Origin of the sequence: Vibrio variabilis (assembly GCF_003263785.1) — a bacterium.
GTDB lineage: Bacteria > Pseudomonadota > Gammaproteobacteria > Enterobacterales > Vibrionaceae > Vibrio > Vibrio variabilis.
Genome location: NZ_JYJK01000095.1, coordinates 25,938 through 50,041, shown reverse-complemented (window position 1 = coordinate 50,041; position 24,104 = coordinate 25,938). Strand labels below are relative to the sequence as shown.

Genomic DNA, 24,104 nt, shown 5'->3' with positions numbered 1-24,104 from the left:
TTGCCCTTCTTTGCTTTCTCAAACCAAAAAGAAAAAATACAAAAAGCACACAAACGCCAACAGCGTGGCCGATATCGTCGGATAGATGATATAGGCATCTTGTCGATCGGTGCGTCGAAAGCACATAAAGGTGAGTAGGCTGTTGTACACAACCAACAGCAAGCTGATTAACGTGCCGCCCTTTAGTGAGAGAGTGGTGAGCTGGCTTAAGAACAGAGCGAGTAGGGCGTAATCGATGATGATTAGCATAGAAACGCCTTTTGTAGTCCGTCTGGCGTTCGGTTTGGTTTTGGCGGTATGTGCGGAATAGATTGTCGCATAACATGCCTTACTGACTGGGTGCTCAATAATAAAAAGTAGTGAGATCAAGGTGTACTATCAAAGCATAGAACACCCGAATAAAGGTGCAAGTTACAGTGCTTGCACCTGGGTGGTCGTGTTTGAAGCGCTGTCTGAGTCGAATCGAATGGTATCGGTTCTAAACACAGGCTGATTGAATTTCGCCTTGTCGCGCGCCTTCTCTAGCTCATTTTTCGACTCATTGTTGGGCGATTGGCCAAACAAGGTGTTGATAACCTCAGCCGCGGGTGTCGTGAGGATAAACAGTTCGATGCGGCGGTTTTCGCTCGATGAGGGGTCGTTGTGATTAAGCAAGGCGCGATCAGACATGCCGGTTACTTGCAGCACACGTTGCTCAGGCATGCCGCCCGCGGTGAGCGTTTGTCTGGCGACGTTGGCGCGTGATGCCGAAAGCTCCCAGTTGGATTTGCTCGAGAAGGTTTTACGATACTGAGTAGCATCGGTGTGGCCGCTGATGATCATTGGGTTTTCTACCCGTTCAAAAACAGGCGCCAAAGCCAGCAATAAATCTTCAAAGAACGGCGTTAAGGTGGAGCCGCCGCGACCAAACATGTTCTGTTTGTAGTCATCTTGCAGCACGATGCGTAGTCCTTGAGGTGTCACAGTGACATCGACATTACCTTGGGCGTTGATTTGACGCACCATGTCATTGATGACCTCAGCAAGAGCGGCAAGGCGCTCTTGTGTGTCGAAGGTGCCGTCGATAAGTGAATCCGATTCTGGCCCTTCGCGATCCCCTTGGAAAAAAGAACTGACAGAATGCACTGAGTCATGACGACTGGCTACAGATGAATCCGTAGTCAGATCGATAGGAGAAATGCTTTTCGAGGTGTCGAATAGGTTGCCACTGCCTTGGTCAAAGACACTGGCCATTTGCAAATGGGCAACAATCGCTTTGCGCTCTTCTTTGTCGACCACCTGCATAACCCAAAGGACGAGGAATAACGCCATCAAGGCAATCATAAAGTCAGCAAACGCTACCTTCCATGCACCGCCATGAGACTCATGGTGGTGACTACGACTGGCGCGTTTGAAGACTACTTGCTCATGTTTTTGCATTATCCCTCCTGTTCAGCGAGCCACACCTCCATTTGGTTAAACGTTGGTTTAATGTCTAGCTGAATGTGCTTGCGGCCAGCGTCAATCGCCAATAGTGTCGGCTTCTTCGCAACATAGGCCACTAAGGTAGCGCGAGTACAATCGAAAGCGGACATATTGCGTTTAACGCGTTGAGCCATGGCGTTACTTGCTGGGTCTAAGCAGCAGTAACAACCGAAAATACCGATAAATGTGCCTACTAGAGCGGCAGCAACGTGATAGCCAATCATGGCAATGGAGCCATCGATGGCGGACATGGTGATGATGATGCCGCCAACAGCCGCCAAAATACCAAAGCCAGGCATGGCTTCTGCGGTGCGCTGCATGGAACGAGCGGGCTGCATATAGTCGGCCTCAATCGCTTCAATCTCTTGCTCTAGTAGTCCCTCTAACTCATGAGGCGACATTTGTCCCATTGCCATTAAACGCAAATTGTCGGTAATGAAAGAAACTAAGCGATAATCACGACTGACACGCGGATAACGCGCAAAAATATCGCTCTGCTCTGGATTTTCAATGTGCTTATCCAGCGCCTTAAAGCCACCACTGCGCACGGTTTCCAGCAAGACTTGCAATAGCGCCATCAATTCCATGTAGAACTCGCGCTCATCTTTAGGCGGAGAGATGATGCCACGCAGTTGGCTGCGCATCTCTTTAAGAACTTGTGGCGGGTTACCTATAATAAGGGAGCCAATGGTGGCACCAATGATGATTAGCATTTCCGCCGGCTGCCAAATGGCCATAAGACTGCCTCCGGCCCAGACGTAACCGCCGAAGACACACATCAAAATGATGATTGCGCCAGTAAACTTTTGCATAGTGGACTCCTAAGAAGACAGTAATTGGTTGAGTTGCTTGAGCGCTTGCTTGTGCAGCTGACAAATCCGTGGCGGGGTCAGCTCTAACACCAGAGCAATCTCGTGTAAGTTCAAATCGTGTTGGTAGAACAGTGTCAGTAGAAGCTGTTCGCGTTTGGGGAGCTGGCTAAGTGCCTTCTCAAGACTGCGGCGGATATGTTCGTGGTTCATGCCATCGCAACCAGACTCGACTGCACCTTCAAGACCGCTCTCGATGAGCTGATCTAGCTTTGCATTTCTGCGGCCATGGTGGCGTTGAGCCGGGTATGGTAATCCTGCTGTGTGGTGCCGAGTGCTTTGATGATCTCTTGTTCGGTGGGCGCGCGGCGCAGGCGCTTGGTTAAATCACGCGTCACATCATTGAGCTCATGAGCCTCCTGACGGGTTTTGCGTGAACGCCAGTCAAGGCGGCGCAGCTCATCCAAGATAGAGCCGCGAATGCGGCACACGGCGAACGCCGGAAAGTTAGGGTCATCGATGTTGCCATAGCGGCGCCCTGCCTCAAGTAGGCCAATCAGTCCGATTTGCTGCATGTCTTCAATGCTGCAATGGGTCGTGGCATGGTTGCGCAGTTGGTTTACCACGCGCTTAACCAAGATTTGATGTTGGCTGAGCAGGCGATTTTCATCGATACGCGTAGCGCTTGATGTGACATCTTCGGCGACGCCGTAGCTGTCTGAGTGATTCATATCCAGCATAGTCGCTCCTACTGAATAACAAATTTCGTCAGCAGAACATCGTCAATATCGCGGTTTAGCTGGGTATCGGCGTATGCCGTCATCACCGAAGCTTTCACCTCCTTCTGAAGCTGATCCAAAGCGTCCGCACCATGCAGATCTTCATAACGCTTTTGGCTGAACAGATTAAGCATTGCGTGTCTGACTTTTGGCATGTAATCGTTGGCGAATTCAAGGCGCTCGATGTGACGCGTTTCCAGCGCCAGCTCTAGCATCACAAAGTGAGTTTGCTTTTTGCCGCGCACGCTAACAATCACATTGTCGAGGGCGTGAAACTTTGGCTCAGTGCTTGCCGCAGGCTGAGACTCTAAAAATGAAAACTGACCCTCACTGACCGTTGTAGATGAGTTGAGGTACCATATTGCCCCCGCAACTGTGCCACCAGAGGCGAGCGCACTGGTCACAACGCAAGTGGCAAAGAGTGAAAGAAACTGTTTTTTATTCATGCTGTATTCCTAAAGCGATCACACTTGGGTGCTAAGCCAGTGTTCATCCGTGGAGAAGGCCGTGGCGTTATTGCTGCCAGACTGGTGGCGCTCATTGGCAAAAATGGTTGAGCTTTGCTCGCGGTTTGGCTGGCCGTTGGACTCTTGTTTGTCGCCGCCACCAATTTGCACATCAACGTGCATCAAACTTTGGTTTTGTAGCTCGGCGCGCAGGCGTTCCGACACTTGAACTAAGGCTTCTCGCGTGGCGGCAACGTTGGCATTGAGCTGAACGCTGAGTTTGTCGCCTTCGACACGCACCATAAGATCCAGTTTGCCAAGATCGGGCGGATCTAATCTGATCCGTGCTTCTTGAAGATTTTGCTGCGCTTGCAGCGTGACTCGATCATTGAGTACCTGCAGCATCTGTTCGCCCCATTTTCCTGCTTGCGGGTCGATGCGAACCGGCGCCCATTCCGTCGTTACAGTGGCTGTGTTTACTGTGGTCGTTGGGTTAACAGAAGGAGCCCCGCTTGTGAGCCAGAAGGCAAAGCAGCTGCGCCGTTTTGTGTTTGATTGGCACTGAGCAGATTGGCAATATCGGTGGCCAGTGATTTCCCGCCGAGCTCGCCGTGAGTCGCCAATGTCTGCAACAAGCTTGCAGGTAAAGCAGCTTCTTTTGCTGTGCTCTGAGCCGCGCTATTGGCAAGGTGAGGGTTGACTTCACCTGTACTGCGCTGTGAACCGGCTAGTTGCGTCAACATAGGCTGGTAGATTTTGAGAGTGCTTCTGCGTCTAGCGCAGCGTTGCTAGCACCTGCAGAGCCGAATGGTTGCGCCGGCGCGGCAACATATTGCGCCAATACCGCCCCATCGCCTACTTGAGCATCAGCGTTAGCTTCCGTGGCTTCGCCATCCGCTAAAGCCTCACCCAATAAAGACGCGGCGGTAGCTTCGTTTTTAGAAGTGGATTTAGACGAAAGCAGCGACCCAAAGCCACGCACAATAGACAGACCATTTTCTTTGCTGTCTAGTGCTTGGCTAATCGAAGCTTGCCCTGTGCTCTGGCCTTGTTTGCTGGCAGACGTGCTGCCAATGTGATTGTTCACTAACTGGTTGCTCACTAGCATGGGTTTACTCCAAGGTCATCGCCAATTGATAAGCCATGGCGCGTTCTTTTTCTGCATCACTGCTATCTAGCTTTTGTTTCAGCTTACTGGTCGCTACCGACAGTGCTTCATAGGCGCTCAAATGTGCTTGTTGAGCACGCTTGATTTCCGGCGCCAAACGTGGGTCTTTAAGGAAAGGTCTATGGGTGTCCAAAAGCTCACGAAGCTGATTATCGTAACGTTTGAGTGACTGCCAATCCTTGGTTTTGGCCGCCACCGTCATGCATTGGCTGAGGTGGCGAAACCGCTCGGGTGATACCTTATGCGTGTTTACCAAAGTTCTCCCATCCTTCTTTAATGTTGGTCATGACCTTCTCGACATTTTCCAGCTTGTCGACATCATTATTGACGCTCGCTTGATACAGCTCTGCCTGGCAAAAGTCGTAAAGTTGGTGCAGATTAGCAGCGATTTCGCCGCCATTCTCGTCATCAAGGGCGCTATCAAGGCCAACGAGGATGTTCATGCATTTGGTGATGCCTTGGCCTTTTTGTTCTAGGCGATTGGAGATGATGTGACCGCGAACGCGCTCTACTTCGTCGAGCAGTCCATCAATGAGCATGACGACCAGTTGATGAGGGGTAGCTGCTGCAGCTTGAGCATCGAGATCGACTTGTTGGTATGAGTCGTAGCCTGAGTCCATTAACATTAGTTTTCTCCTTGCCATGAACCGAACAGACCCATGGTGCTATTCATTTGGTTCATAATGGTGTTCATTTGAGTAAATTGTTTAAGGTAGCGGTCGTAAGCCATTTGGTATTTTCGTTCTAGCGCTTCGAGTTTTAGGTCATTACGCTCGATGCTGCCCTCGAGGGAATCTTTGCGATTCGAAAACACGCCATTTGAGCTTTTAAGGTACGGTTCAACCGTAGATTCAAGACGGCTAATCATTTGATCATCACCGCTAAAGAGCTGATTGAGCTTGTCAGGATTAGCTTCATAAAATGCAGTGAACTTATCGTCATCGAGCTCTAGCTTGCCATCCCTACTTGTCGTAATTCCGAGGTCAGTTAGGCGGATGCCATCAAAATCTTCACGCAATACATTGCTTATCTGGCTCTCGATAGAGCGAACGGTAGCGTCACCTGCTAGCACACCACGTTGCTGGTCTTCCCCTCCCGAGGAGGTGTACTTGTCTATGGTGTCGATAAGCGCGTTATAGGCAGAGATGAAGTTGTTCACTTCTTCCTTGGTTGCCGCTTTATCAACGCCTACCGTCAGAGTGGTACCTGTTTCGCCGCTTTGATGTACCTTTGTTGCCGTCACAGACAGCCCATCAATCATATTTTCAAAGGTATTGGTGGCGCTGCGAACTTCAAGTCCCCCTTCGCCACCCATTTCGATAATGGCGTCTTTCGCGGATGACAGCAGGGTGGTATTGGCTGGATCGAATGCCTGACCAAACCATTCAGAACCTGCTGGAATGTTGTTGGTGCTGACGGAAACCTCGTTGGCTTCGCCTGTTTTTGAACTCGATAGAACAAAGTGGGTTTCACCATTGCTGCGAACCAATGAAGCATTAATGCCGGGGTTGTTTTCGTCGCTGTTGATCGCTTTGGTGAGCTCTTGAATCGTCGTTGTACCATCGCCATCACTATCTAAAGTGCTAAGATCGAGAGTGAAACTCTCACCATCAAGATTAAGCGTCATTTCGCCAGAGGCTGGAATAGCTGTATCGCTTGATAGGTCCTTTGGCATACCCGCCGCAAACTGATGAGCACTGGCGAGCTGTTTCACAAAGAACTGATAGGTGCCGGCAATCGCAGTAGAGTCAGCCGATGCAGTGAGATAGCCTTCTTGAGACAAGGTGGCGCTGTTTTTAAGCACACTGTCATCACTGCCACTCATCTCACCCAGTTTCTTTTCAAAGTCCTTGAGTGCAGTTTCAATGGCACTGAGCGCATCAATTTTCGTTTGGTAGCCCTTGGATTGCAGTTGATAGCGCATCTGGAACGACTGCACATCGTAGGTGGCTAACTGAGTGGCCATGGTTATTGGGTCTAGTGAACTCACAGAAGTGCTCCTTTTGTTGCTGATCGCAACAGGTAAACCATTTGCGATGTAGATAATGTCTAATCAAGATGTGTGCCATTGATTTTCATTAATAAAATCAATGTTTAATGCATGCTTTTTGGGTTTTAGGGAAGCAGAGTTTCCTATGGGGTTTCTTCCGCTTTTCCTTTCTCACACAATGACTTGGCATGTAGTAGTAAGGCGACCTATCGCTGAGCCTGTTAAGGCCGTTATGAATGAAATTGGAAATTTGCGACAGGCGTTCCTTTTTTGCTTTTATTCCAATAAAAAAGCCTCCCCAGTAGGGAGGCCAAGGACGGATGAAAAGCTACAAAGTAGTGTTCATCATAGAGAAATGGTTAGCTAGAAGCGACATCGCCATGCCCGGTAGCTGCTTAGATTGCGCCAGCATTTGAGTGCCCGCTTGCATTAGCATTTGGTTCTTAGTCATGTTTGCTGATTCAACTGCGAAGTCTGCATCAGTGATACGACCTTTCGAAGCTGCTAGGTTTTCTGACATGTTTTGTAGGTTGGTGATGGTGTGCTCAAGGCGGTTGATGTTGGCACCGAACTGAGCGCGAGTTGCACCTAAGTCATCAATAAGTGAGCTTGCTGTTGTCATAGCTGAAGTAGCATTTGTTTGAGACGAGATGTCACCATTAGCTGACGCCGCTGCTGTAGCTAGTGTAGTACCTGCAGCAATTGCTGTATTGCCATAGTCAGATGTTGTTGCGTATGTGAATCCGGCATCAGTTTCGTCCCAAGCGTCAGCGATAGCGAGGTCAGCAATAGCATCAGCATCACCAGCTGCTTCCAGTTTCACTAGTTCATCATAACTCGCATAAGTGCCAGTCAAACCACCACCACCGCTTTGTGCTACTACTAGATCATCTAGCGCACCTTGAGCTTGAGCAGCCCATGAGCCAGCTTCTAGTGTTTGACCAATTTTTGTTGCTTGGCTTGAGATATCGACACTAAGAGTCTCAGAAGTAGTTGAGCCAATCTGGAATGTAGCTGCAGTATTTGTCAGTGAATCTACTGAGGAGCCAGCAAATAGCGAGCGACCACCAAAGTTAGAGTTCTCAAAAATATTAACCAGTTCTGATTGAAGTTGTTGGTACTCTGCATTCAGAGCCGTGCGGTCAGCTTCAGTGTTGGTGCCGTTCGCTGCTTGTGTTGCAAGGTCATTCATGCGGTAAGCGATGTTCGTCATCTCATCCATTGCACCTTCTGCTGTTTGCAGAAGGGAGATGCTGTCTTGAGCGTTGCGCATAGCAACAGACATACCGCGGTTTTGCATCTCAAGGCGGTTAGAGATTTGAAGACCTGCTGCATCGTCAGCCGCTGAGTTGATGCGAAGACCAGTACTTAGACGCTCCATCGATGTGTTTAGTAGATCGTTAGTGCGGTTTAGGTTGTTTTGAGTAACTAGCGAAGCGTAGTTAGTGTGCATTGATAGAGCCATTGTGAATTCTCCTAGATTTGTCTCAATGTGGGACTATCGCCCCGCTCACTAACTAGAGGCGGTTGGTTGATTTTGAAAATTAATTGGAAATAAGAAAAAAAGCTAAGAAATTGAAAAGTAGTGGGAAAGTTGTGATGTTGGTTCAAGGTTGATGGGTAAAATGGTCCTTGTTCCTTGGTCCTTGATCCTCGGGGCTCCTACCACCAAGGACCTAGGGCCGCTCTTACCCTTTCTTTTATCTATTCTTCTACCTGCCTAACAATCGCTTCAATTTCTTCATCCACAAACTCGGTCTTCGCCGATTGATACATATTGTCGATACTGGCATCGAGTAGCGCTTGTTGTTGGTCGCGTTCGGCTTGCTCCTGCGCGAGTTGGTGCTGGGCTTCGATTTGTTGGTCGGCCAGCTGTTCGGCTTTGGCGCGCTCGCGCTGTTTTTGCGCATTTCTGCTTTGGGATCTTCAAAGCCTTTGAAGTGCACGGGAATGGGCACGTCAGAGACGTAACCAAAATAGTATTTAGCGCCGAGCATCTTGTATTGCGACAAGGTATTTTGGCTGGTAACGCGACCTGCTACTAACGTGGCTTTGCGGCGCTTGATGTAGCGGATTACCGGCAGTAGCGCGCGCTTTTCATCTTGGCTATCGAGTGAATTAGAAATCTTAATCGTCTGCGGATCAAATGGCGTTAAGTACTCTAAGTCACTGATCGGTAGGTGAACATCAAAACAGACTTTATGGAAGCGATCTTCAAGTCGCTCCAGCATGGCTTTGGTGGCAGGATTGCTGGCCTCACCTGGTGTGAGGTATAGGCTCGGGATCAACATCGACATCGGCTGTTTGAAGTGCTGACCGAGCTGGTCGATAAAGTGTTTGCCTTCTGGGCGCAGCAAGGTGCAGGCGTTCATGGAAAACACTAGGTTGTTGAGTAGATCTGGGTGGAAGGTTTCCAGCTCAAATTGGGTTTGCCTAACCGCCAGATACAGGGCGAATAAGTCGAGCGCTGCACGCACGGTATCTGACATATCGAGCGCGAAAACACTGAGATCTTTTTTGTCCCCATAACGCAAGGTGATGTACTGATACTCTATCTCGTCACTGCTGCAATACCGAATAGGCTGGCACGCATGACACACCTCATCGGCGGCCATGAGCTCGGCAAGTTTATGATCGTCGTCGGTGACCGCATTGTCCTCTATCATGCGCAGCACGAAGAGGAACTGGGCCCTATAGCTACTTAAATTATCCAAGGTTTCCTACCACGTTGATTTGTTTGCTTTCAGGGATTTCGTTGTATGACAACACGGCCAATCCCTGTGAGAAGGTGCGGGCATAGCGCGCAATCAGCGGCCTTAGCTGCGGCATCACCAAGAGTATTGGTGCCAATCCTTGCTGCTTTAGCTGCTGTTGTATTAGAGGCAGATTCTGTTGGAACTGACTCAAAATATTCGGTTCAATCGGGAAGCTATCCAGAATCACGTTACCATTCGCTTGCGCTTGATGCAGTGATTGCATCAGCATTTGTTCTAACTCATCGGAAAGGGCGTATACGTTGAGCTCTTTGCGCTGGCCTGCGACGAGGTTAACCAGAGTGCGGCGTAATGCACAACGCACGTCCGAGGCAAGCAGGATCGGCTCTTTGGTGTTCTCTGCCGACTCCAACATGGTGTTGGCAATGGTGCGAATGTCTTTTAGCGGTACCTGATCGAGCAGCAGTTGTCTGTACACCTTTAACTGCTGCGCTGGGTTTAAAGCTGCACCGAGTGCTTCAGCAAGCTTGGGCGCTTGTTGGGTTAAACGCAGGTTCATCGCGTCGACATCATCGTGGGTAAATAGCTCCGCTAGATGAGACTTCATGACTTTACTGATATGGGTCGCAATCACGGTGGCGTCGTCCACCACTTGATAGCCCATGTTGAGCGCTTTGGCTTTGTCGTTGTGCTCAATCCAAACCGCAGGTAGGTGATAAGCAGGATCACTACCTAAGATACCGTCGACTTCGCCATAGGTTTCGCCCACAGCGATTGCCATGAGGCGGTCTGGCTCGATAAAGCCTTCTTCGATGACCTCACCGTTGAGCGCAATGGTGTATTGATTGGGTTTTAGGCTTAGGTTGTCGCGAATGCGTACTTCTGGCAGTAAAAAGCCGACTTGCTCTGAAAGGTTCTTTCGTACCCCGCGAATACGCTGCAGCACTGGCGCGCCTTGTTCTTTGTTCACCAGGTGTACTAGACGGTAACCCAGCGCGAGCGACAAACTTTGCACGTGGGGAATATCATCCCAAGAGAGCGGTTGTTCGCTGTCGTTTTGCATCGCATGGCTGATGGCTTCGACTTCATCAAGCTGCGGATCATCACTTGGGGCTTTGGATTGCTTCCAGCCCGCAAAGGCTAAAACGGCGGCGAAGGTAAAGAAGGCCAAGTGTGGCATGCCCGGTACTAAACCAATAATCAGCATGATCGCCGAAACGGTGTACAGTGTGGCTGGCGTTGCTAACAGCTGCTTTTGCATGGTGTCGGCCATGTCGCTGTCACTGTCATTAATGCGCGTCACAATAATGGCAGCTGCGGTCGCAAGTAGCAGCGATGGGATTTGTGCTACCAAGCCATCACCGATGGTCAGCAGGGCGTAGGTTTTAAATGCTTCTGATGCTGGCAGTCCATGCTCAAATACACCAATGCTGATACCGCCAATGATGTTGATGAACAGGATCATCAAACCCGCTACCGCATCGCCGCGCACAAACTTGGACGCACCATCCATCGAACCGTGGAAATCGGCTTCGTTAGCCACTTCTTTACGTCGGGTACGCGCCGCTTCTTGGTCGATAAGACCGGCGTTCAAGTCTGCATCGATCGCCATCTGTTTGCCTGGTAGGGCATCTAGGGTAAAGCGTGCCGATACCTCAGAAATACGCTCACCACCTTTGGTGATCACCACAAAGTTAATGATCATCAAGATGACAAAAATCACCATACCGACCACATAGTTGCCGCCAATCACCACTTCACCAAACGCTTGAATCACCTTACCTGCGGCATCGCCACCGTTGTGACCCTCAAGCAAAACAATACGGGTTGAGGCTACGTTGAGCGTCAAACGCATTAAGGTGGCGATCAGCAAGATGGTCGGGAATACCGAGAAGTCGAGCGGACGTTTCGCCGTGGTACTGACAAGCAGCACCAAAATCGCCAACACGATGTTGAAGGTAAACAGCGCATCCAGCAGCAAAGGTGGCAATGGCAAAATCACCATGGCCAAAATCATCAGCAGAACAATGGGAATGCCGATGTATCCTTTTCCTGAGCGTCTAAGTTGATGAAGACGATTCAACATATGTGTTCCTTTGTTGTTTCGAGTGCGCTAAGCAGATTAATGCTGCAAGTGCTTAGGGATAGTAAACGACGGTAGCGGCATCGGTTTTTTACCGCTGCCGCGACGAAATGCTTTGAGCTGCATGACGTAGGTCAGTATGTGCGCCACGGCGATATAGAGTTGGCTGGGTATGGCTTGCTCTATCGCAGTGGTATGGTAAATGGCACGAGTGAGTGGCGGTGAATTAAGCACCTCCACGTTGTTTTCTCTGGCAATGCGCTGAATGTGCATGGCGGTTTCATCGATGCCTTTGGCGACCACAAAGGGTGCTTCCGATAAATCGGTGTCGTACTTGAGAGCGACCGCGTAGTGAGTCGGGTTGGTGATCACCACATCGGCTTTTGGCACCGCTTGATCGATTTTGCGACGAGCGAACTGCTGTTGGATTTGGCGAATGCGCTGTTTCACCTCTGGTCGACCTTCGTTGTTCTTGTACTCTTCTTTGAGCTCTTGCTTTGTCATTTTGAGCTGCTTTAGGTGCTCGTAACGCTGGTAGGGATATCAATCACCCCGAAAATCAGCAGTGCTACGCCCATCAAAAGCAAGCCTTCAAACAAGATGGTCATGACCAGGGTAATGCCCTGATTCAATGTCAGCTTTTGCATCCCGAGTAGCTGTGAAAAGTTGCTGTCGAGATAGGTATAAAGCAGGGCAAAAATCACCGCGACCTTGAGTGAGGACTTAATGAGCTCAACTACAGAGCGCGAAGAGAACATGCGCTTGATGCCAGATAAAGGATTGAGTTTACTCAGCTTTGGCTGAATATTGGCAGGGCGAAACATCCAACCGCCTAAAATCAGACTGCTGCCAACGGAGGCAATGATGATGACCGCAAACAGCGGCAGCAGCAGCTCAATGATGATCGCCAGACTCTGCCCAAGTTGCTCGAGCATTTGTTGTGGGTTTTCTAGATCGTGGCGCGTTAGCGACATATTGAAGTGAAACACCCCAGAGATATGCTCCCAAATCCAAGGCAGCTGCTGTAGAAAAACATCGCCACTATCAAAAACAGCACGGCTGTGGTGAATTCTTTGGCGCGGGGTATTTGGCCTTCTTGCCTCGCCTTTTTGACTTTCTGGGGCGAGGCTTTTTCGGTTTTGTCCTGACTCGACTGCTCACTCATGCGCCGCCCACCATAAACAGGTTGAGGTAAGAGAGTGTCTCGTGCACCAGTGCGGTATAGCGGCTTGGGATACCGCTCACCGTGATCAAAATACTAAATAGACCCAGCAACATGGTCATAGGAAAGCCAAGCGCGTAGACGTTCAAACTCGGCGCGGCGCGGTTCATCACACCAAAACTGATGTTGGCAAGCAACATAGACACAATCGCCGGTAGCGCCAGTGCCAAAGCTGACGCGAACATCCAGCCAAATAGCGAGACCAAACTATCGAGTGAGAACACCGATAACCCTGAACCTACCGGCCAAACGACAAAGCTTTGCACCAGAATGTCGATGACTAGCAGATGTCCTTCAAGCGCCAGAAACAGCAAGGTACAGAGCAGCAAAAAGATGCGACCGAGAATGGCGACCGATAGACCATTGACCGGATCGTTCATAATGGCCATGCCGAGACCCATTTGCAGTGACACTATCTGTCCCAGCATGGTGAAGATATTGAAAAACAGATGCAGAATAAGCCGAAGAACACGCCCCACATGGCTTGTTCAAAGGCGAGAAACAGCGACGTCATAGAAAATAAGTCGACAGCGGGCATCGCTGGCATCAGTGGTGCGGTGATCACCACAATCGATAGGGCGAGCAGCGCTCTTACCCAAACTGGAATTAACGCGTCGCCGAAAAATGGCATGGCCAAAAAAGCAGCCCCAATCCTGAAAAAGGGCCACCATAATTGGCCGAGCCATTGTGAAATTTCGGCGAACGTAATTTGCATCAACCAATCATCCCTGGAATGTTGTGGAACAAGTAGTCGAATAATTCCATCAGTTTTCTCAGCATCCAGTGGCCGGCAAAAATCACCATCAGCAAGGTAGCCAGTAGCTTAGGGAGAAAGCTCAATGTTTGTTCTTGGATCTGTGTTGCGGCTTGAAACACCGCAATCACTAAACCAACCAAGAGTCCGGGTACCACGAGTACCATCACCATAGTGATGATGAGCCAAACGGCGTTAGAGAACAGCGCGACAGTCATTTCTGGGGTCATAGCGTGTCCTTACCCGGTACTAAAGCTGGCAGAAAGTGTGCCTACCGTCATCGCCCAGCCATCGACCAATACGAACACCACCAACTTAAATGGCAGTGACACAATTAGCGGCGACAGCATCATCATACCCATGGCCATCAAGACACTAGCTACCACTAAGTCGATGATCAAAAAAGGAATAAACAGCATAAAACCAATCTGGAATGCAGTTTTTAGCTCACTGATAACAAACGCAGGCAGCACAATCGCGAACGAGATCTCTTCCACATCAGAATCAACAGGCTCATTGGCAATGCGCAGCATTTGCTCCAGCGAGTTGCGCTGGGTTTGCGCCAACATAAAGTGACGAACCGGCTTTTCTGCAGTTGAGAATGCTTGCATCAAAGTGATTTCACCCTGGTCGTAGGGCAAAAACGCATTCTCATACACATCGCTCCAGACTGGGCGCATGATGAGAATACTCAAACACAAGGCAATACCAATTAGCACTCGGTTGGGCGGGCTTTGCTGCAAGCCGAGGGCTTGACGCAAGATTGCCAACACAACAATGATGCGCGTGAAGCTGGTGGCCATCAGCAAGAACGCCGGCAAAAAGCTCAGCGCTGTCATCAGTAGCAAAATCTGCAGCTTAACGCTGTACTCTTGTTCCGACTGACCATCGTTGACAGTCAAAAAAGTCAGTCCATTCTCAGCCCAAGCTGGCTGGCTACTAAGTAATAGCAGCACGCCAACCACACAGAGCGAGGCGAGTGTGCGCCATCTCGGTGTAGGAAATGTTTGAGTGCTTAAGCTCAACATGCTCGGTTACTTACCCATGGAAGTGAGCGCGGATTCCACTACGTCGATAAGGCGCAGGCCGTACTTATCATTGACGACCACAACTTCCGCGTGTCCCATCAGGGAGCCATTCACTTTCACATCCAGTGGTTCGCCGTTGAGTTTATCTAGCTCAATAATGCTGCCTTCTCCCGCCGTCATTAGGTCGCCAAGGGCAATCTCTTTGCTGGCGACTTCCAGCGTTACGGTAACAGGAATGTTTTTGAAAAAATCCAGATTGCGTGTCGCGGTGTTCGGCGCGGCAGCAACCGGCGTATCGGTATCGAAATCTTCCAGTTCAAAATCATCGAACTGTAAATCGTTGCTATCGAAAGCCGTCTGATCTAGCGATTCGCTCATCGGTGGGTTTCCTTATCTTCGTTTAAAATCAGTACCAGTTGGCCGTCTTGTTCGGCGACACGACCTGTAAACAGCGTTTGTTTGCCGATGTTAACTGGGGCGTGGTTAAGTAATTCGATAGGTAGAATGTCGTCTGGTTTGAGATCGAGAACCTGAGTCAATGGCATGACACTCTTGCTCAATTGCACATTCAATTTGACTGGCGTGGTGTGAAGTGCCTGACAGAATTCGCTGGCCAGCTCTGGGTTGGCCGTAAGCTCAAGCTCGCTGACCAAGGTCTGAATCAGATCGCTATCCAGCACCATGGTGAGGGGCGCCTGCTTATCTTGCATCTGAATCGTTAGGGTGGCGACAATGCCAATCCCGGTTAGGGTCTCGAGTTCTTGCGTTTGCCAGGTGTCATTTGGGGCAATCCAGCTTGCTACATGTTTGCTGATACGTTGCAGCAAACGAACATCGCTGTTGGTGAGTTCCGCTTGGCTGCGCTCGATGCCTGCACCGTAGAATTCATCGGAGAGTCTCATGAGCATCATGGGCTCAACAGAGACATACAGTGCGCCTTGAGTGGCGTGCTTTTGCGCTGCGCAGTTGCGGCTATCAAGTAGATTTGCACCTAGCGTACTGAGCTGAATGTCAGTCAGTTCGACATGAATGCTAGGCGTTTTTAACCAAGCTTGAAGTTCGTTGGTTAAATATTGCTGTGAGCTATTAATAATCGACTCAAGCTTATTTTTGATGATATGAATAGGCTTGCCTAATAATTCAACATTTAGTGCTTGAACAGAATCTGATTCGGTTACAATTTGTTCATCCATATTCATCTTAAATCTCTTGACTGATTTACCTGTTGTAAATGACACGCTAATTGGCGTTAACAATGTCATTTTTCGTCAGTCTACTCTGGTTTTTTTAGTTGTTTTTAGCCCTTGAATGTAAATCTGTGAACTTGGTTCATATGTTTGTTATCACTTAATAAACCATCTTTAAATATAAAATAAATGCAGGTAGCTTACTTCAATAATAATTATATCTCGGTGTTTAATTCGCCAGATAAATAGCCTGTACACCGCATGGGCTATCAGTGTCAGAATGAGTGATTTACCTAAATTTATGTTTTATAAGCACTTGATTGATGTCTTTCAAGCGGTGTGGCTTATATGACACTAGGTTTGTATATGTCAGCAACATAAACATTAGATGGATGGCAATATGAATTCTCGGGCAGGGAAAAATAGAATTCCTTTATTATCGACCAGTTTTTCTTGGTCAAAGGATTGTAAAATACAGTTCCAAACTAAAGTTGTTAATAAATTGTTTGTGTTACTTGTTTCTAGCAGCTTTGTTTTTGGGACTAATCTCTCATTTGGCGCTGACGTTAATATACCTATGGATTTGGTTAATTGGCAGGCCAAAGAGGGTGAATTTGAGTGTCTGCTTGAACATCAACTGCCAAATAATATGGGGAAGTTTTACTTCCACGCGGAACCAAATAATCCGCTTTCCGCTGTTCTTTATTTACCGAATAAACCTATTCAACAAGCCGAGTTATTTCAGCTGACTGCGCCTTGGCAAACTCCAACGCAGCACAGCATGGTCGACAGAGCGGCAAAAACCACCACGGGCTATGCGATCTTTGATGTTGGCATTGAGCCGTTGCTCGGTGCTATGAGCAAAGGCGCTTGGATGCGAGTGAGCGCGATGTCGGATGCGCATACGCCCAGCGACGCTTACGTATTGCCATCGACTCGCATTGAGTCTGCGTTTGTTCGATTCAACGCTTGCCGTATTGCGCTTCCAGAAATGAGCTATCAGCAAGCACGCGACGTGGTGCTGAACTTTGAATTTGGCCAACGTGTGGTGTCGAGCGAACAGCGTCGTACCTTGGAATCCTTAGTGAGCTACCTCAATGCAGACCATAGCGTGTCTAAAGTGCTGGTCGATGGCCATACCGACAATGTAGGCAGTACCACGAGTAATTTACAGATGTCGCGCGTGCGAGCTGATGATGTGGCCAGCACCTTGATGGAGCTTGGCGCACCGAAGTCGCTTATTGAAGTCCGTGCCCATGGCGCTCGTTACCCAGTGAGCACCAAATGATACCGAATTTGGCCAAGCGAAAAACCGTCGCGTCACCGTACGCGTAGTCAGACACGATTCTTCACAATCAGCGTCTTCAATGGATCAGAAGACAGAGGTGCAATAAATGCCAACTCAGCTAATGCATAAGGATATTCTCTTCGTTGAGCCTTGCGACATCAATGCCGCGCCGATAATCGACTTGCTGACAGAGCAGGGCTTTAGCGTGACGCATGTGAAAACAGGACGTGCGGCACTGCTCCAAGATAAAGCCACCATCAGCTTAATCAGCTCAGCGCTGCCGGACATGAGTGTTCGTGAATGGATTGCTTGTCATCAACGTAAATCCAATCCGGGTGTGGCGATTGCCATTGTTGAACAAGACCAGGGGATCTTGGCGGCCGAAGCAATGAAAGCAGGTGCGACGGATTACCTATTGCGACCATTTGAAGGCGCGCAGCTACTGAGCCTAATTCAGCGCGTGGAAGCGCTGGAAAAACCGATGGCAAACATCGTGGCGGAATCATGGCGCAGTAAACAAGTATTGCAATTGGCGCATCGTGCCGCTTGCACGAGCGCTAGCGTATTGATTACGGGTGAATCGGGTACCGGTAAAGAAGTATTGGCTCGCTATGTTCACGATCAATCCCCACGCAGCAATCAGCCTTTTGTGGCAGTGAACTGTGCAGCAATCCCAGAATCGATGCTCGAAGCCGTGCTGTTTGGTCACGTTAAAGGTGCCTTTACCGGCGCGACAGGCTCTCAGTCGGGTAAGTTTGAAGAGGCTAATGGCGGCACCATTTTGCTCGATGAAATTGGTGAAATGTCACCAGCAGTACAAGCTAAGTTGCTGCGTGTGCTGCAAGAGCGAGAGGTCGAGCGTGTTGGCAGCCATAAAGCGATCGCTTTGGATATTCGTGTGATTGCCGCGACCAACAAAGACCTTCGTGAGGAAGTGCGTAAAGGTCAGTTCCGAGAAGATCTCTATTACCGTCTAGATGTGCTGCCACTGCACTGGCCACCACTGCGCGATCGCAAAGAAGACATTTTGCCGATCAGCCAATTCTTCATCAACAAATACAAAGAGCACAGCAATTGCCATTTATCGGCGGATGCCGAGCAAGCGCTGTGTCACTACCACTGGCCGGGTAATATCCGCGAGCTTGAAAACGTCATTCAGCGTGCCTTAGTCATGCGTCACGGCGACTACATTACTGCGCACGACTTGATGCTGCCAGTCGAACTGCCAACGGCAAGCGCGGCTATCCATCAAGGGATGGGAAAACAAGGTATGGGGCATGTGGAAGTGAAAAAACAGGCCGAGTTCCAGTTTATTCTCGAAAAGTTGCGCCAATTTGGCGGTAACCGCACGAAAACAGCGGATGCGCTTGGGGTAACTACACGTGCACTGCGCTACAAGCTAGCCGCGATGCGTGAGCAAGGAATTGATTTACAGTCAGCCATCGGCTCGGCTGCATAAAGGAGAAATTAGATGGCGATGCAACCTATCAATAATGCCGTATCCGCAGAGCAGTTGATGCTGACCAAGATGCAAGCGATGCAGCAGCAAGTTCAACCGGACTTTATGGTGACCAACAATCCTATGGATACGCAAAAGGTCAATCAACCGTTGGCGTTTTCTGGGGCGATGAAAAATGTCCTCGATATGGTCAATGAGCACCAATCGCTAGCATCGAAGAAAATGACGGCGGTGGAAACGGGTCAAAGTGATGACTTGGTGGGCGCGATGATTGCCAGCCAAAAAGCCAGCTTGTCTTTCTCGGCACTGATGCAGGTTCGCAACAAGGTCGTGGCGTCCTTTGAAGATGTCATGAAGATGCCGGTGTAACCTATGTCTGAATTAGCACCTCAAACGGCGACCATGCCGGGCTCTATTGATGTCGCGCCTAAGTCGGCATCCCAAACAGACGACGTTCAAGCCAGATTGAAAAAGCTATGGTCGAGCTCGCAGCGAAATCTTGTATTGTCTGCTGTGTTGGCGGCGATTGTTGCGGCGATCATTGTGGTCGCGCTATGGAGTTCATCGCAAAGTTATCGTCCTCTGTATAGCCAGCAAGAGCGTTTTGATATTGGCGAAATTGTTTCGGTGTTGGAGTCGGAAGGCATCGCTTATCGTCTTCAAGAACAAAATGGCCAAGTGCTTGTTGCCGAAGGGCAAGTGGCGAAGATCCGTATGCTACTGGCAGCGAAGGGCGTTAAAGCTCAGTTGCCAACCGGTCTGGATTCTCTCAAAGAAGACAGCTCACTGGGTACCAGCCAATTTATGGAAAACGCGCGCTATCGTCATGGCTTAGAAGGGGAGTTGGTTCGCACCATCATCTCTCTTAATGCCATTTCCAATGCTCGTGTGCATTTAGCCATTCCAAGACAAACCCTGTTTGTGCGCCAACAAGGTGAAGATCCTTCGGCGTCGGTGATGATTGAGCTAAAACCGGGTGAAGATCTCAAGCCGGATCAAGTGGAAGCGATCATCAACTTGGTGGTGGGCAGTGTCACCGGTATGAAGTCTGAGGCGGTATCGGTCATTGACCAATACGGCCGCTTGCTCAGTGCGGATGTTGCTTCGGCGGCAACCGGCAAGGTGAATGCGAAATATCTGGAGTATCAAAAGAACGTTGAGAAGCAGATCATCCAGCGCGCCGCCGACATGCTAACGCCGATTGTTGGGCCAAGTAACTTCCGTGTTCAAGTCGCAGCGGATATGGATTTCAGCCAAGTTGAAGAGACTCAAGAAATACTCGATTCCAACCCGGTGGTACGTAACGAGCACAGCATTCAAAATAACACCGTCGATAAGATTGCTCTTGGTATTCCGGGCTCTTTAAGTAACCAACCGCCAGTCACGGGTGAGGTGCCAACCAACGACAGTCAAAATACCAACGCACGTAGTGAGCTGAATCGTCAGTATGCGGTCGGTAGCAGCGTTCGTCGCACTCAGTACCAACAAGGTCAAATCGATAAGTTGAGTGTTTCTGTTCTACTTAACGAAACCGCAGCGCCAAACGGCACGGCGTGGACACCGGCAGAGCGTGCACAAATCTCTACCATGATCACCGATGCAGTGGGCATCTCTACCGAGCGTGGCGATAGTCTGAGCTTGATGAGCTTTAACTTCACGCCAATCGAAATTGAAGCGCCGCCAGCGATGCCGTGGTGGCAAGATCCTACGGTTCAGCAGCCGCTGCGCTACGTGATTGGTGGCATGCTTGGCATGGCAATGATCTTCTTTGTGTTGCGTCCACTGATCATGCATTTAACCGGCGCCGACAAGCGTGGTCATGAACTGGAGTTCGCTGAGCCTCAAGAAGAAGAGTACCAAGAAAACATTCAAACGCGCGAAGAGCGTGAGCGCGAAGAGCGTCTCAACCGCAAGCTAACGGAGCGCGGAATTGAGTCGACATCGTCTGGACTGGATGCGAGCAGCGATATGTTGCCACCGCCGGGATCACCGCTTGAACTGCAATTGAAACATCTACAACTTATCGCGACCGAAGAGCCGGAGCGCGTGGCCGAAGTCCTTAAACAATGGGTAAACGTCAATGAAAACAGCACAGTCAACGCCAGCAACGCTTAGTCACGTCGAACGCACGGCATTGGTGCTGCTCGGCATGGGAGAAGATGCCGCCGCACAGGTATTGCGTCACTTCTCTCGTGATGAAACTCAGCGCGTCACCAAAGCATGGCAAAGCTCAGTGGCATCAAGAGTGACAGTGCGAAGAATGTTATTCAGCACTTCTTTGACGACTTTAGGCAGCACAGTGGTATTCGCGGCGCATCAAAAGAGTACTTGTCGAATACGCTGCGCAAGGCTTTGGGTAACGATTTGGCTAAAGGCCTACTGAACAACCTATACGGCGATGAAATTCGCAATAACATGCAGAGATTGCAATGGGTCGAAGCTGAAGTCCTGGCGCGCTTTGTTGCCAGTGAACACCCGCAAATGCAGGCGATTTTCTTAGCTTACTTGCCACCAGAAACCTCATCGCAAGTGCTGAACCACTTGCCATCGGACTACCATGATGAGCTGCTGTATCGCATTGCCACATTGCAAGATATTGATCATCAAGTGGTGGGCGATCTGAATGAGCTGATTGAGCGCTGCATCGAGCAAGTTTCGGTGAGTCAGAGTGCGCCAATGTCTGGCGTGAAGCAAGTGGCTGACATCATCAACCGCTTCTCTGGCGACCGCGCCATGTTGATGGAAATGCTCAAGCTGCATGATGAGAAGGTGGTGAGCGAAATTGAAGAGAACATGTTCGACTTTATGGTACTTGGCAGACAGCGTGAAGACACTATGGATGCTTGGTACAACAGGTGCCTGTCGAGCTATGGTCTGTTGCACTGAAAGGCGCGGAAATTACCTTGCAGCAAGCAATCAAAGCTCGATGCCGCAGCGTATGGTCAAAGCGCTAGAAGATGACATGCAACTGCGCGGCGCCGTACCGCTGAGTGCTGTGGAGCGTGCCCGCAATGAGATCATGCAAATCATCAAAGAGATGTCGGAAGCTGGTGAGATTGAACTAACTCTGTATCAAGAGCAGACGGTGGAGTAATCATGACGCGCAGCAAAGTATTCACATTGCCAGCAACAGGTTATCGTCAGCACCGCTTTCCGCCTGTTGCTCAGCCTTCTGCCAGTGAAGAACTGGCGGCGGATCTCAACTGGGATGACGCACCGACGCAAATGGATATTCAGCAGCGTCTGGAAGAGGGTTTTCAACAAGGCCTTGAGCGCGGTCATCGCGAAGGGTTTAACCAAGGCGTTGAACAAGGCAAGCAGCAAGGGATAACCGAAGGCCAGAAAGAAGGTTTTCAGCAAGGCTTTGTCTCAGGTGAGCAAGCTGGCAAGCAGACCTACTTGGACGCCGTCAAACCGGTGAACGATATTTATGTGGCGCTCTCGCGCTGGCAGGAAGAGAAAGAGCAGCAGCAACGGCATGTGATTTGTGAGTTGGTGCAAAAGGTTGCCCAGCAAGTCATCCGCGCGGAACTGACACTAATGCCGCAGCAAATACTCGCACTAGTTGATGAAACGCTGGAAGCCATGCCGGGTAAGTCGGAAAAGGTCACCGTGTTCCTAAACCCTCAAGACCTAGAGCGTATTACTGATATCAATCCAGAACTTGCCGCAGGCTGGAAGCTGGTGGCGAAAGCTGAACTTCCAGTTGGTGGCTGTCATCTGGTCACCGATGAGGCAGAAGCGGATGCCAGTTGTGACTCTCGCTTAGAGACGTGCATGGATGCGGTAAAAGAGCACTTGCTGGATGAAGTGATTGCCAATGACGCTGAGGAACGCGATGTCTAACATCTCGCCGCTTCTTAACGACCGCTTACACGATGCGATTGCCTCGTTAAGTACCATTCCCGTCGCGCGAGTGACAGGGCGTTTGGTAAAAGTGAATGGCCTGATGCTACAAGCGGTCGGTTGCCGATTTAAGCTCGAGCAGCGCTGCTTGGTAGAAACCGACGAAGGCGACATGATTGAAGCTCAGGTAGTGGGTTTTGACCATAATATTGCTTATCTCATGCCTGTGCGCAGACTGGGCGGACTGTTTGCTGGTGCCAAAGTGGTGCCGCTCGATGGCGATAGCTCGGTCAAGTCTGGGCAATCACTGGTTAGGCGTGTGGTGAATGGATTGGGGGAAGCGCTTGATGATGGCGTGAAACTCAAAGGCGGCGAGCGAGTATCGTTGGAGCCAAATCCCATCAACCCACTTAAAAGACGCCCGGTGGATACGCCGCTCGATGTCGGCGTGCGCGCCATTAATGGTTTGCTCACCGTGGGTAAAGGTCAGCGCATCGGTTTGATGGCGGGCAGTGGTGTCGGTAAAAGTGTTTTGATGGGGATGATCACTCAAAACACCGAAGCGGACGTGATTGTGGTTGGACTCATTGGTGAACGTGGCCGTGAGGTGCGTGAATTTATCGAGCGCAACCTTACCGAAGAGATGCGCCGCAAAGCGATCATCATTGCCGCTCCTGCTGATGAATCACCGCTTATGAGACTGCGAGCGACTCAGCTATGTCATCGCGTGGCGGAGTATTTTCGAGATAAAGGCAATGACGTGTTGCTGCTGATGGATTCACTCACCCGCTATGCCATGGCGCAGCGTGAAATCGCGCTCGCACTGGGCGAGCCGCCGGCTTCACGAGGGTACCCGCCTTCGGTATTCAGTGTCTTGCCGCAGCTATTGGAGCGTGCCGGTAACAGCGAACACCCTGATGGCAGCTTAACCGCTATCTATACTGTGCTGGCAGAGGGTGACGACCAGCAAGATCCTGTGGTCGATTCGGCGCGAGCTATTCTTGATGGCCATGTCGTGCTGTCTCGTCAGCTCGCGGAGCAAGGTCATTATCCGGCGATTGATATCAATGCTCGATCAGCCGCTGTATGTCGGGTTGTACCCCGCAAGCGCATTCCACCATTGCGAATCAATTCAGGCAGCTTTACTCGAGCTATCTGCAGGTCAAAGAACTGCTGCCACTTGGCGGATATCAACCGGGGCAAGATCCAGAACTAGACCGTGCGGTAGCGATGCATCCTCAGCTCAAAGGTTATCTACTGCAAGACGCCAACGAAGCGGTGAATCTTACCCGTAGCTTGACTGAGCTCGCGACGCTGTTTCAGGCTCAGCCGAGTGCTTGATTGGAATCACTCGTTAAGGATTAACAACGTAGGCTAAGGAGGGGAAGAGTGGAAAGTAAGATTCGCGCCGTCGGTAAGATGACCCAAGTAGAAGAGCTAAGACGTGATCAAATTGGCGCTCAGCTAGAGTCGATGCGTCATCAAAGTGAGCACCTAAGCCAGCAACTCGCGGCACTATCCGAACTCAAAGCACGCAACTTCCAAGGGGCAACTAAAACCTGCAGTGTGGGTTTGATGAACCTCAATCTCGCCGACCAAATGCTGCAAAAAATGCTGCTTCATCATCAGCAAGAGCAGGCCGTGATGGAAGCTCAATGTCAGTCGGTTCAAAAACAGCTTCAGCAAAAAGCGGCGCGAGTACAAGGCTTGGAGCAGGTACTTGAGCGCTGGAACAAAAAACAGAATTACGAAAAAGCGAAGCGTGAGCAAAAGCTTATCGAAGACATTATCAACGCCCGTTTCAAGCGTCGCGACCTGTAAATATCTGGACATTTATCCAGTATAAATTACCATTAGCGTAAGAGTT

General features: G+C 50.0%; 21 protein-coding genes and 7 pseudogenes. 8 read left to right on the top strand and 20 right to left on the bottom strand.

Translation table 11 applies throughout. From position 1 onward, the window contains the following. Window positions 1-18 precede the first annotated feature (18 nt). The 20 genes and pseudogenes from TZ48_RS17940 to TZ48_RS17845 all read right to left on the bottom strand — a co-directional run bounded on the left by TZ48_RS17940 (window position 19) and on the right by TZ48_RS17845 (window position 15,656). Window positions 19-320, bottom strand: a pseudogene (locus TZ48_RS17940) (hypothetical protein). Between the two features lie 91 nt (window positions 321-411). Then, a complete protein-coding gene (locus TZ48_RS17935; protein ID WP_112480144.1) occupies window positions 412-1,419 on the bottom strand; it encodes a flagellar motor protein MotB in 1,008 nt (335 codons plus the stop codon). Then, window positions 1,419-2,276 (bottom strand): flagellar motor stator protein MotA, encoded by an 858-nt coding sequence (gene motA / locus TZ48_RS17930; RefSeq protein ID WP_112461415.1) that lies wholly within the window; start codon window positions 2,274-2,276, stop codon window positions 1,419-1,421. Before motA ends, TZ48_RS17935 begins: the two co-directional genes overlap by 1 nt. Before the next feature lie 9 nt (window positions 2,277-2,285). Next, window positions 2,286-3,013: pseudogene (locus TZ48_RS17925) on the bottom strand (FliA/WhiG family RNA polymerase sigma factor). 8 nt (window positions 3,014-3,021) lie between these two features. Next, window positions 3,022-3,498 carry a flagellar basal body-associated FliL family protein gene (locus TZ48_RS17920; protein WP_112480143.1) on the bottom strand — a complete coding sequence of 159 codons (477 nt, stop codon included), beginning with the start codon at window positions 3,496-3,498 and terminating at the stop codon, window positions 3,022-3,024. 18 nt (window positions 3,499-3,516) lie between these two features. Then, window positions 3,517-3,990, bottom strand: a pseudogene (locus tag TZ48_RS17915) (flagellar hook-length control protein FliK); the annotation flags it as partial. Further along, complete coding sequence (locus TZ48_RS17910; RefSeq protein WP_112480141.1) at window positions 3,975-4,241, bottom strand: hypothetical protein; 267 nt, start codon at window positions 4,239-4,241, stop codon at window positions 3,975-3,977. The gene TZ48_RS17910 and the pseudogene TZ48_RS17915, both read right to left, overlap by 16 nt. Next, complete coding sequence (locus TZ48_RS17905) at window positions 4,235-4,606, bottom strand: hypothetical protein (protein WP_112480140.1); 372 nt, start codon at window positions 4,604-4,606, stop codon at window positions 4,235-4,237. The genes TZ48_RS17910 and TZ48_RS17905 overlap by 7 nt, the downstream gene beginning before the upstream one ends. A gap of 4 nt (window positions 4,607-4,610) precedes the next feature. Next, a complete protein-coding gene (locus TZ48_RS17900) occupies window positions 4,611-4,922 on the bottom strand; it encodes a phosphoenolpyruvate-utilizing N-terminal domain-containing protein (protein WP_112480139.1) in 312 nt (103 codons plus the stop codon). Further along, the gene (fliS, locus tag TZ48_RS17895) at window positions 4,906-5,292 is read right to left on the bottom strand and encodes a flagellar export chaperone FliS (protein ID WP_112480138.1); all 387 of its coding nucleotides are present in this window, start codon (window positions 5,290-5,292) and stop codon (window positions 4,906-4,908) included. Before fliS ends, TZ48_RS17900 begins: the two co-directional genes overlap by 17 nt. After that, window positions 5,292-6,656 (bottom strand): flagellar filament capping protein FliD, encoded by a 1,365-nt coding sequence (gene fliD / locus TZ48_RS17890; protein WP_112480137.1) that lies wholly within the window; start codon window positions 6,654-6,656, stop codon window positions 5,292-5,294. Before fliD ends, fliS begins: the two co-directional genes overlap by 1 nt. 328 nt (window positions 6,657-6,984) lie before the next feature. Further along, window positions 6,985-8,121 carry a flagellin N-terminal helical domain-containing protein gene (locus TZ48_RS17885; RefSeq protein ID WP_112480136.1) on the bottom strand — a complete coding sequence of 379 codons (1,137 nt, stop codon included), beginning with the start codon at window positions 8,119-8,121 and terminating at the stop codon, window positions 6,985-6,987. A 247-nt stretch (window positions 8,122-8,368) separates the two neighbouring features. Beyond that, window positions 8,369-9,322 carry an EAL domain-containing protein gene (locus tag TZ48_RS17880; protein ID WP_162674639.1) on the bottom strand — a complete coding sequence of 318 codons (954 nt, stop codon included), beginning with the start codon at window positions 9,320-9,322 and terminating at the stop codon, window positions 8,369-8,371. 40 nt (window positions 9,323-9,362) lie between these two features. Continuing rightward, the gene (flhA, locus tag TZ48_RS17875) at window positions 9,363-11,456 is read right to left on the bottom strand and encodes a flagellar biosynthesis protein FlhA (RefSeq protein WP_112480134.1); all 2,094 of its coding nucleotides are present in this window, start codon (window positions 11,454-11,456) and stop codon (window positions 9,363-9,365) included. 36 nt (window positions 11,457-11,492) lie between these two features. Further along, window positions 11,493-12,618: pseudogene (flhB, locus tag TZ48_RS17870) on the bottom strand (flagellar biosynthesis protein FlhB). Then, a pseudogene (gene fliR, locus TZ48_RS17865) lies at window positions 12,615-13,306 on the bottom strand (flagellar biosynthetic protein FliR). Before fliR ends, flhB begins: the two co-directional pseudogenes overlap by 4 nt. Before the next feature lie 83 nt (window positions 13,307-13,389). Further along, window positions 13,390-13,659, bottom strand: coding sequence for a flagellar biosynthesis protein FliQ (gene fliQ, locus TZ48_RS17860; RefSeq protein WP_112461405.1), 270 nt, complete (start codon window positions 13,657-13,659; stop codon window positions 13,390-13,392). A 9-nt stretch (window positions 13,660-13,668) separates the two neighbouring features. Beyond that, window positions 13,669-14,457, bottom strand: coding sequence for a flagellar type III secretion system pore protein FliP (gene fliP, locus TZ48_RS17855; protein WP_239670947.1), 789 nt, complete (start codon window positions 14,455-14,457; stop codon window positions 13,669-13,671). A 6-nt stretch (window positions 14,458-14,463) separates the two neighbouring features. Continuing rightward, entirely contained in the window at window positions 14,464-14,835 is a 372-nt protein-coding gene (gene fliN, locus TZ48_RS17850; protein WP_112461404.1) for a flagellar motor switch protein FliN, read from the bottom strand. Continuing rightward, window positions 14,832-15,656 (bottom strand): FliM/FliN family flagellar motor switch protein, encoded by an 825-nt coding sequence (locus TZ48_RS17845; RefSeq protein WP_338062284.1) that lies wholly within the window; start codon window positions 15,654-15,656, stop codon window positions 14,832-14,834. Before TZ48_RS17845 ends, fliN begins: the two co-directional genes overlap by 4 nt. Window positions 15,657-16,221: 565 nt before the next feature. On the opposite strand from TZ48_RS17845, the gene TZ48_RS17840 reads away from it, so the two are divergent. The 8 genes and pseudogenes from TZ48_RS17840 to fliJ all read left to right on the top strand — a co-directional run bounded on the left by TZ48_RS17840 (window position 16,222) and on the right by fliJ (window position 24,058). Continuing rightward, a complete protein-coding gene (locus TZ48_RS17840) occupies window positions 16,222-16,932 on the top strand; it encodes a MotY family protein (protein ID WP_162674638.1) in 711 nt (236 codons plus the stop codon). A gap of 121 nt (window positions 16,933-17,053) precedes the next feature. After that, a complete protein-coding gene (locus TZ48_RS17835; RefSeq protein ID WP_112480151.1) occupies window positions 17,054-18,391 on the top strand; it encodes a sigma-54 dependent transcriptional regulator in 1,338 nt (445 codons plus the stop codon). A 12-nt stretch (window positions 18,392-18,403) separates the two neighbouring features. Further along, window positions 18,404-18,760: a flagellar hook-basal body complex protein FliE gene (gene fliE / locus TZ48_RS17830; protein WP_042502074.1), complete on the top strand. Its 357-nt coding sequence runs from the start codon at window positions 18,404-18,406 to the stop codon at window positions 18,758-18,760. Window positions 18,761-18,763: 3 nt separating this feature from the next. Then, a complete protein-coding gene (gene fliF / locus TZ48_RS17825; protein ID WP_112480132.1) occupies window positions 18,764-20,506 on the top strand; it encodes a flagellar basal-body MS-ring/collar protein FliF in 1,743 nt (580 codons plus the stop codon). Beyond that, window positions 20,472-21,485, top strand: a pseudogene (locus TZ48_RS17820) (flagellar motor switch protein FliG). The gene fliF and the pseudogene TZ48_RS17820 overlap by 35 nt, the downstream one beginning before the upstream one ends. Before the next feature lie 2 nt (window positions 21,486-21,487). Next, entirely contained in the window at window positions 21,488-22,237 is a 750-nt protein-coding gene (gene fliH, locus TZ48_RS17815) for a flagellar assembly protein FliH (RefSeq protein ID WP_112480131.1), read from the top strand. Beyond that, window positions 22,230-23,578 (top strand): annotated as a pseudogene (locus tag TZ48_RS17810) (FliI/YscN family ATPase). Before fliH ends, TZ48_RS17810 begins: the two are co-directional and overlap by 8 nt. Window positions 23,579-23,626: 48 nt before the next feature. Continuing rightward, window positions 23,627-24,058, top strand: a complete 432-nt coding sequence (gene fliJ / locus TZ48_RS17805; RefSeq protein WP_042502082.1) for a flagellar export protein FliJ — start codon at window positions 23,627-23,629, stop codon at window positions 24,056-24,058. The last annotated feature ends 46 nt before the right edge of the window (window positions 24,059-24,104 follow it).

Coding starts and splice junctions, on each gene's coding strand:
- TZ48_RS17920 (WP_112480143.1), bottom strand. CDS start 3,498: ATGAATAAAAAACAGTTTCTTTCACTCTTTGCCACTTGCGTTGTGACC.
- fliF (WP_112480132.1), top strand. CDS start 18,764: ATGTCTGAATTAGCACCTCAAACGGCGACCATGCCGGGCTCTATTGAT.
- TZ48_RS17905 (WP_112480140.1), bottom strand. CDS start 4,606: ATGCTAGTGAGCAACCAGTTAGTGAACAATCACATTGGCAGCACGTCT.
- TZ48_RS17845 (WP_338062284.1), bottom strand. CDS start 15,656: ATGAATATGGATGAACAAATTGTAACCGAATCAGATTCTGTTCAAGCA.
- TZ48_RS17880 (WP_162674639.1), bottom strand. CDS start 9,322: ATGATAGAGGACAATGCGGTCACCGACGACGATCATAAACTTGCCGAG.
- TZ48_RS17835 (WP_112480151.1), top strand. CDS start 17,054: ATGCATAAGGATATTCTCTTCGTTGAGCCTTGCGACATCAATGCCGCG.
- TZ48_RS17910 (WP_112480141.1), bottom strand. CDS start 4,241: ATGTTGACGCAACTAGCCGGTTCACAGCGCAGTACAGGTGAAGTCAAC.
- fliQ (WP_112461405.1), bottom strand. CDS start 13,659: ATGACCCCAGAAATGACTGTCGCGCTGTTCTCTAACGCCGTTTGGCTC.
- motA (WP_112461415.1), bottom strand. CDS start 2,276: ATGCAAAAGTTTACTGGCGCAATCATCATTTTGATGTGTGTCTTCGGC.
- TZ48_RS17840 (WP_162674638.1), top strand. CDS start 16,222: ATGGATTTGGTTAATTGGCAGGCCAAAGAGGGTGAATTTGAGTGTCTG.
- fliS (WP_112480138.1), bottom strand. CDS start 5,292: ATGTTAATGGACTCAGGCTACGACTCATACCAACAAGTCGATCTCGAT.
- fliN (WP_112461404.1), bottom strand. CDS start 14,835: ATGAGCGAATCGCTAGATCAGACGGCTTTCGATAGCAACGATTTACAG.
- flhA (WP_112480134.1), bottom strand. CDS start 11,456: ATGTTGAATCGTCTTCATCAACTTAGACGCTCAGGAAAAGGATACATC.
- TZ48_RS17935 (WP_112480144.1), bottom strand. CDS start 1,419: ATGCAAAAACATGAGCAAGTAGTCTTCAAACGCGCCAGTCGTAGTCAC.
- fliH (WP_112480131.1), top strand. CDS start 21,488: ATGACGCGCAGCAAAGTATTCACATTGCCAGCAACAGGTTATCGTCAG.
- fliE (WP_042502074.1), top strand. CDS start 18,404: ATGGCGATGCAACCTATCAATAATGCCGTATCCGCAGAGCAGTTGATG.
- TZ48_RS17885 (WP_112480136.1), bottom strand. CDS start 8,121: ATGGCTCTATCAATGCACACTAACTACGCTTCGCTAGTTACTCAAAAC.
- fliP (WP_239670947.1), bottom strand. CDS start 14,457: ATGTTGAGCTTAAGCACTCAAACATTTCCTACACCGAGATGGCGCACA.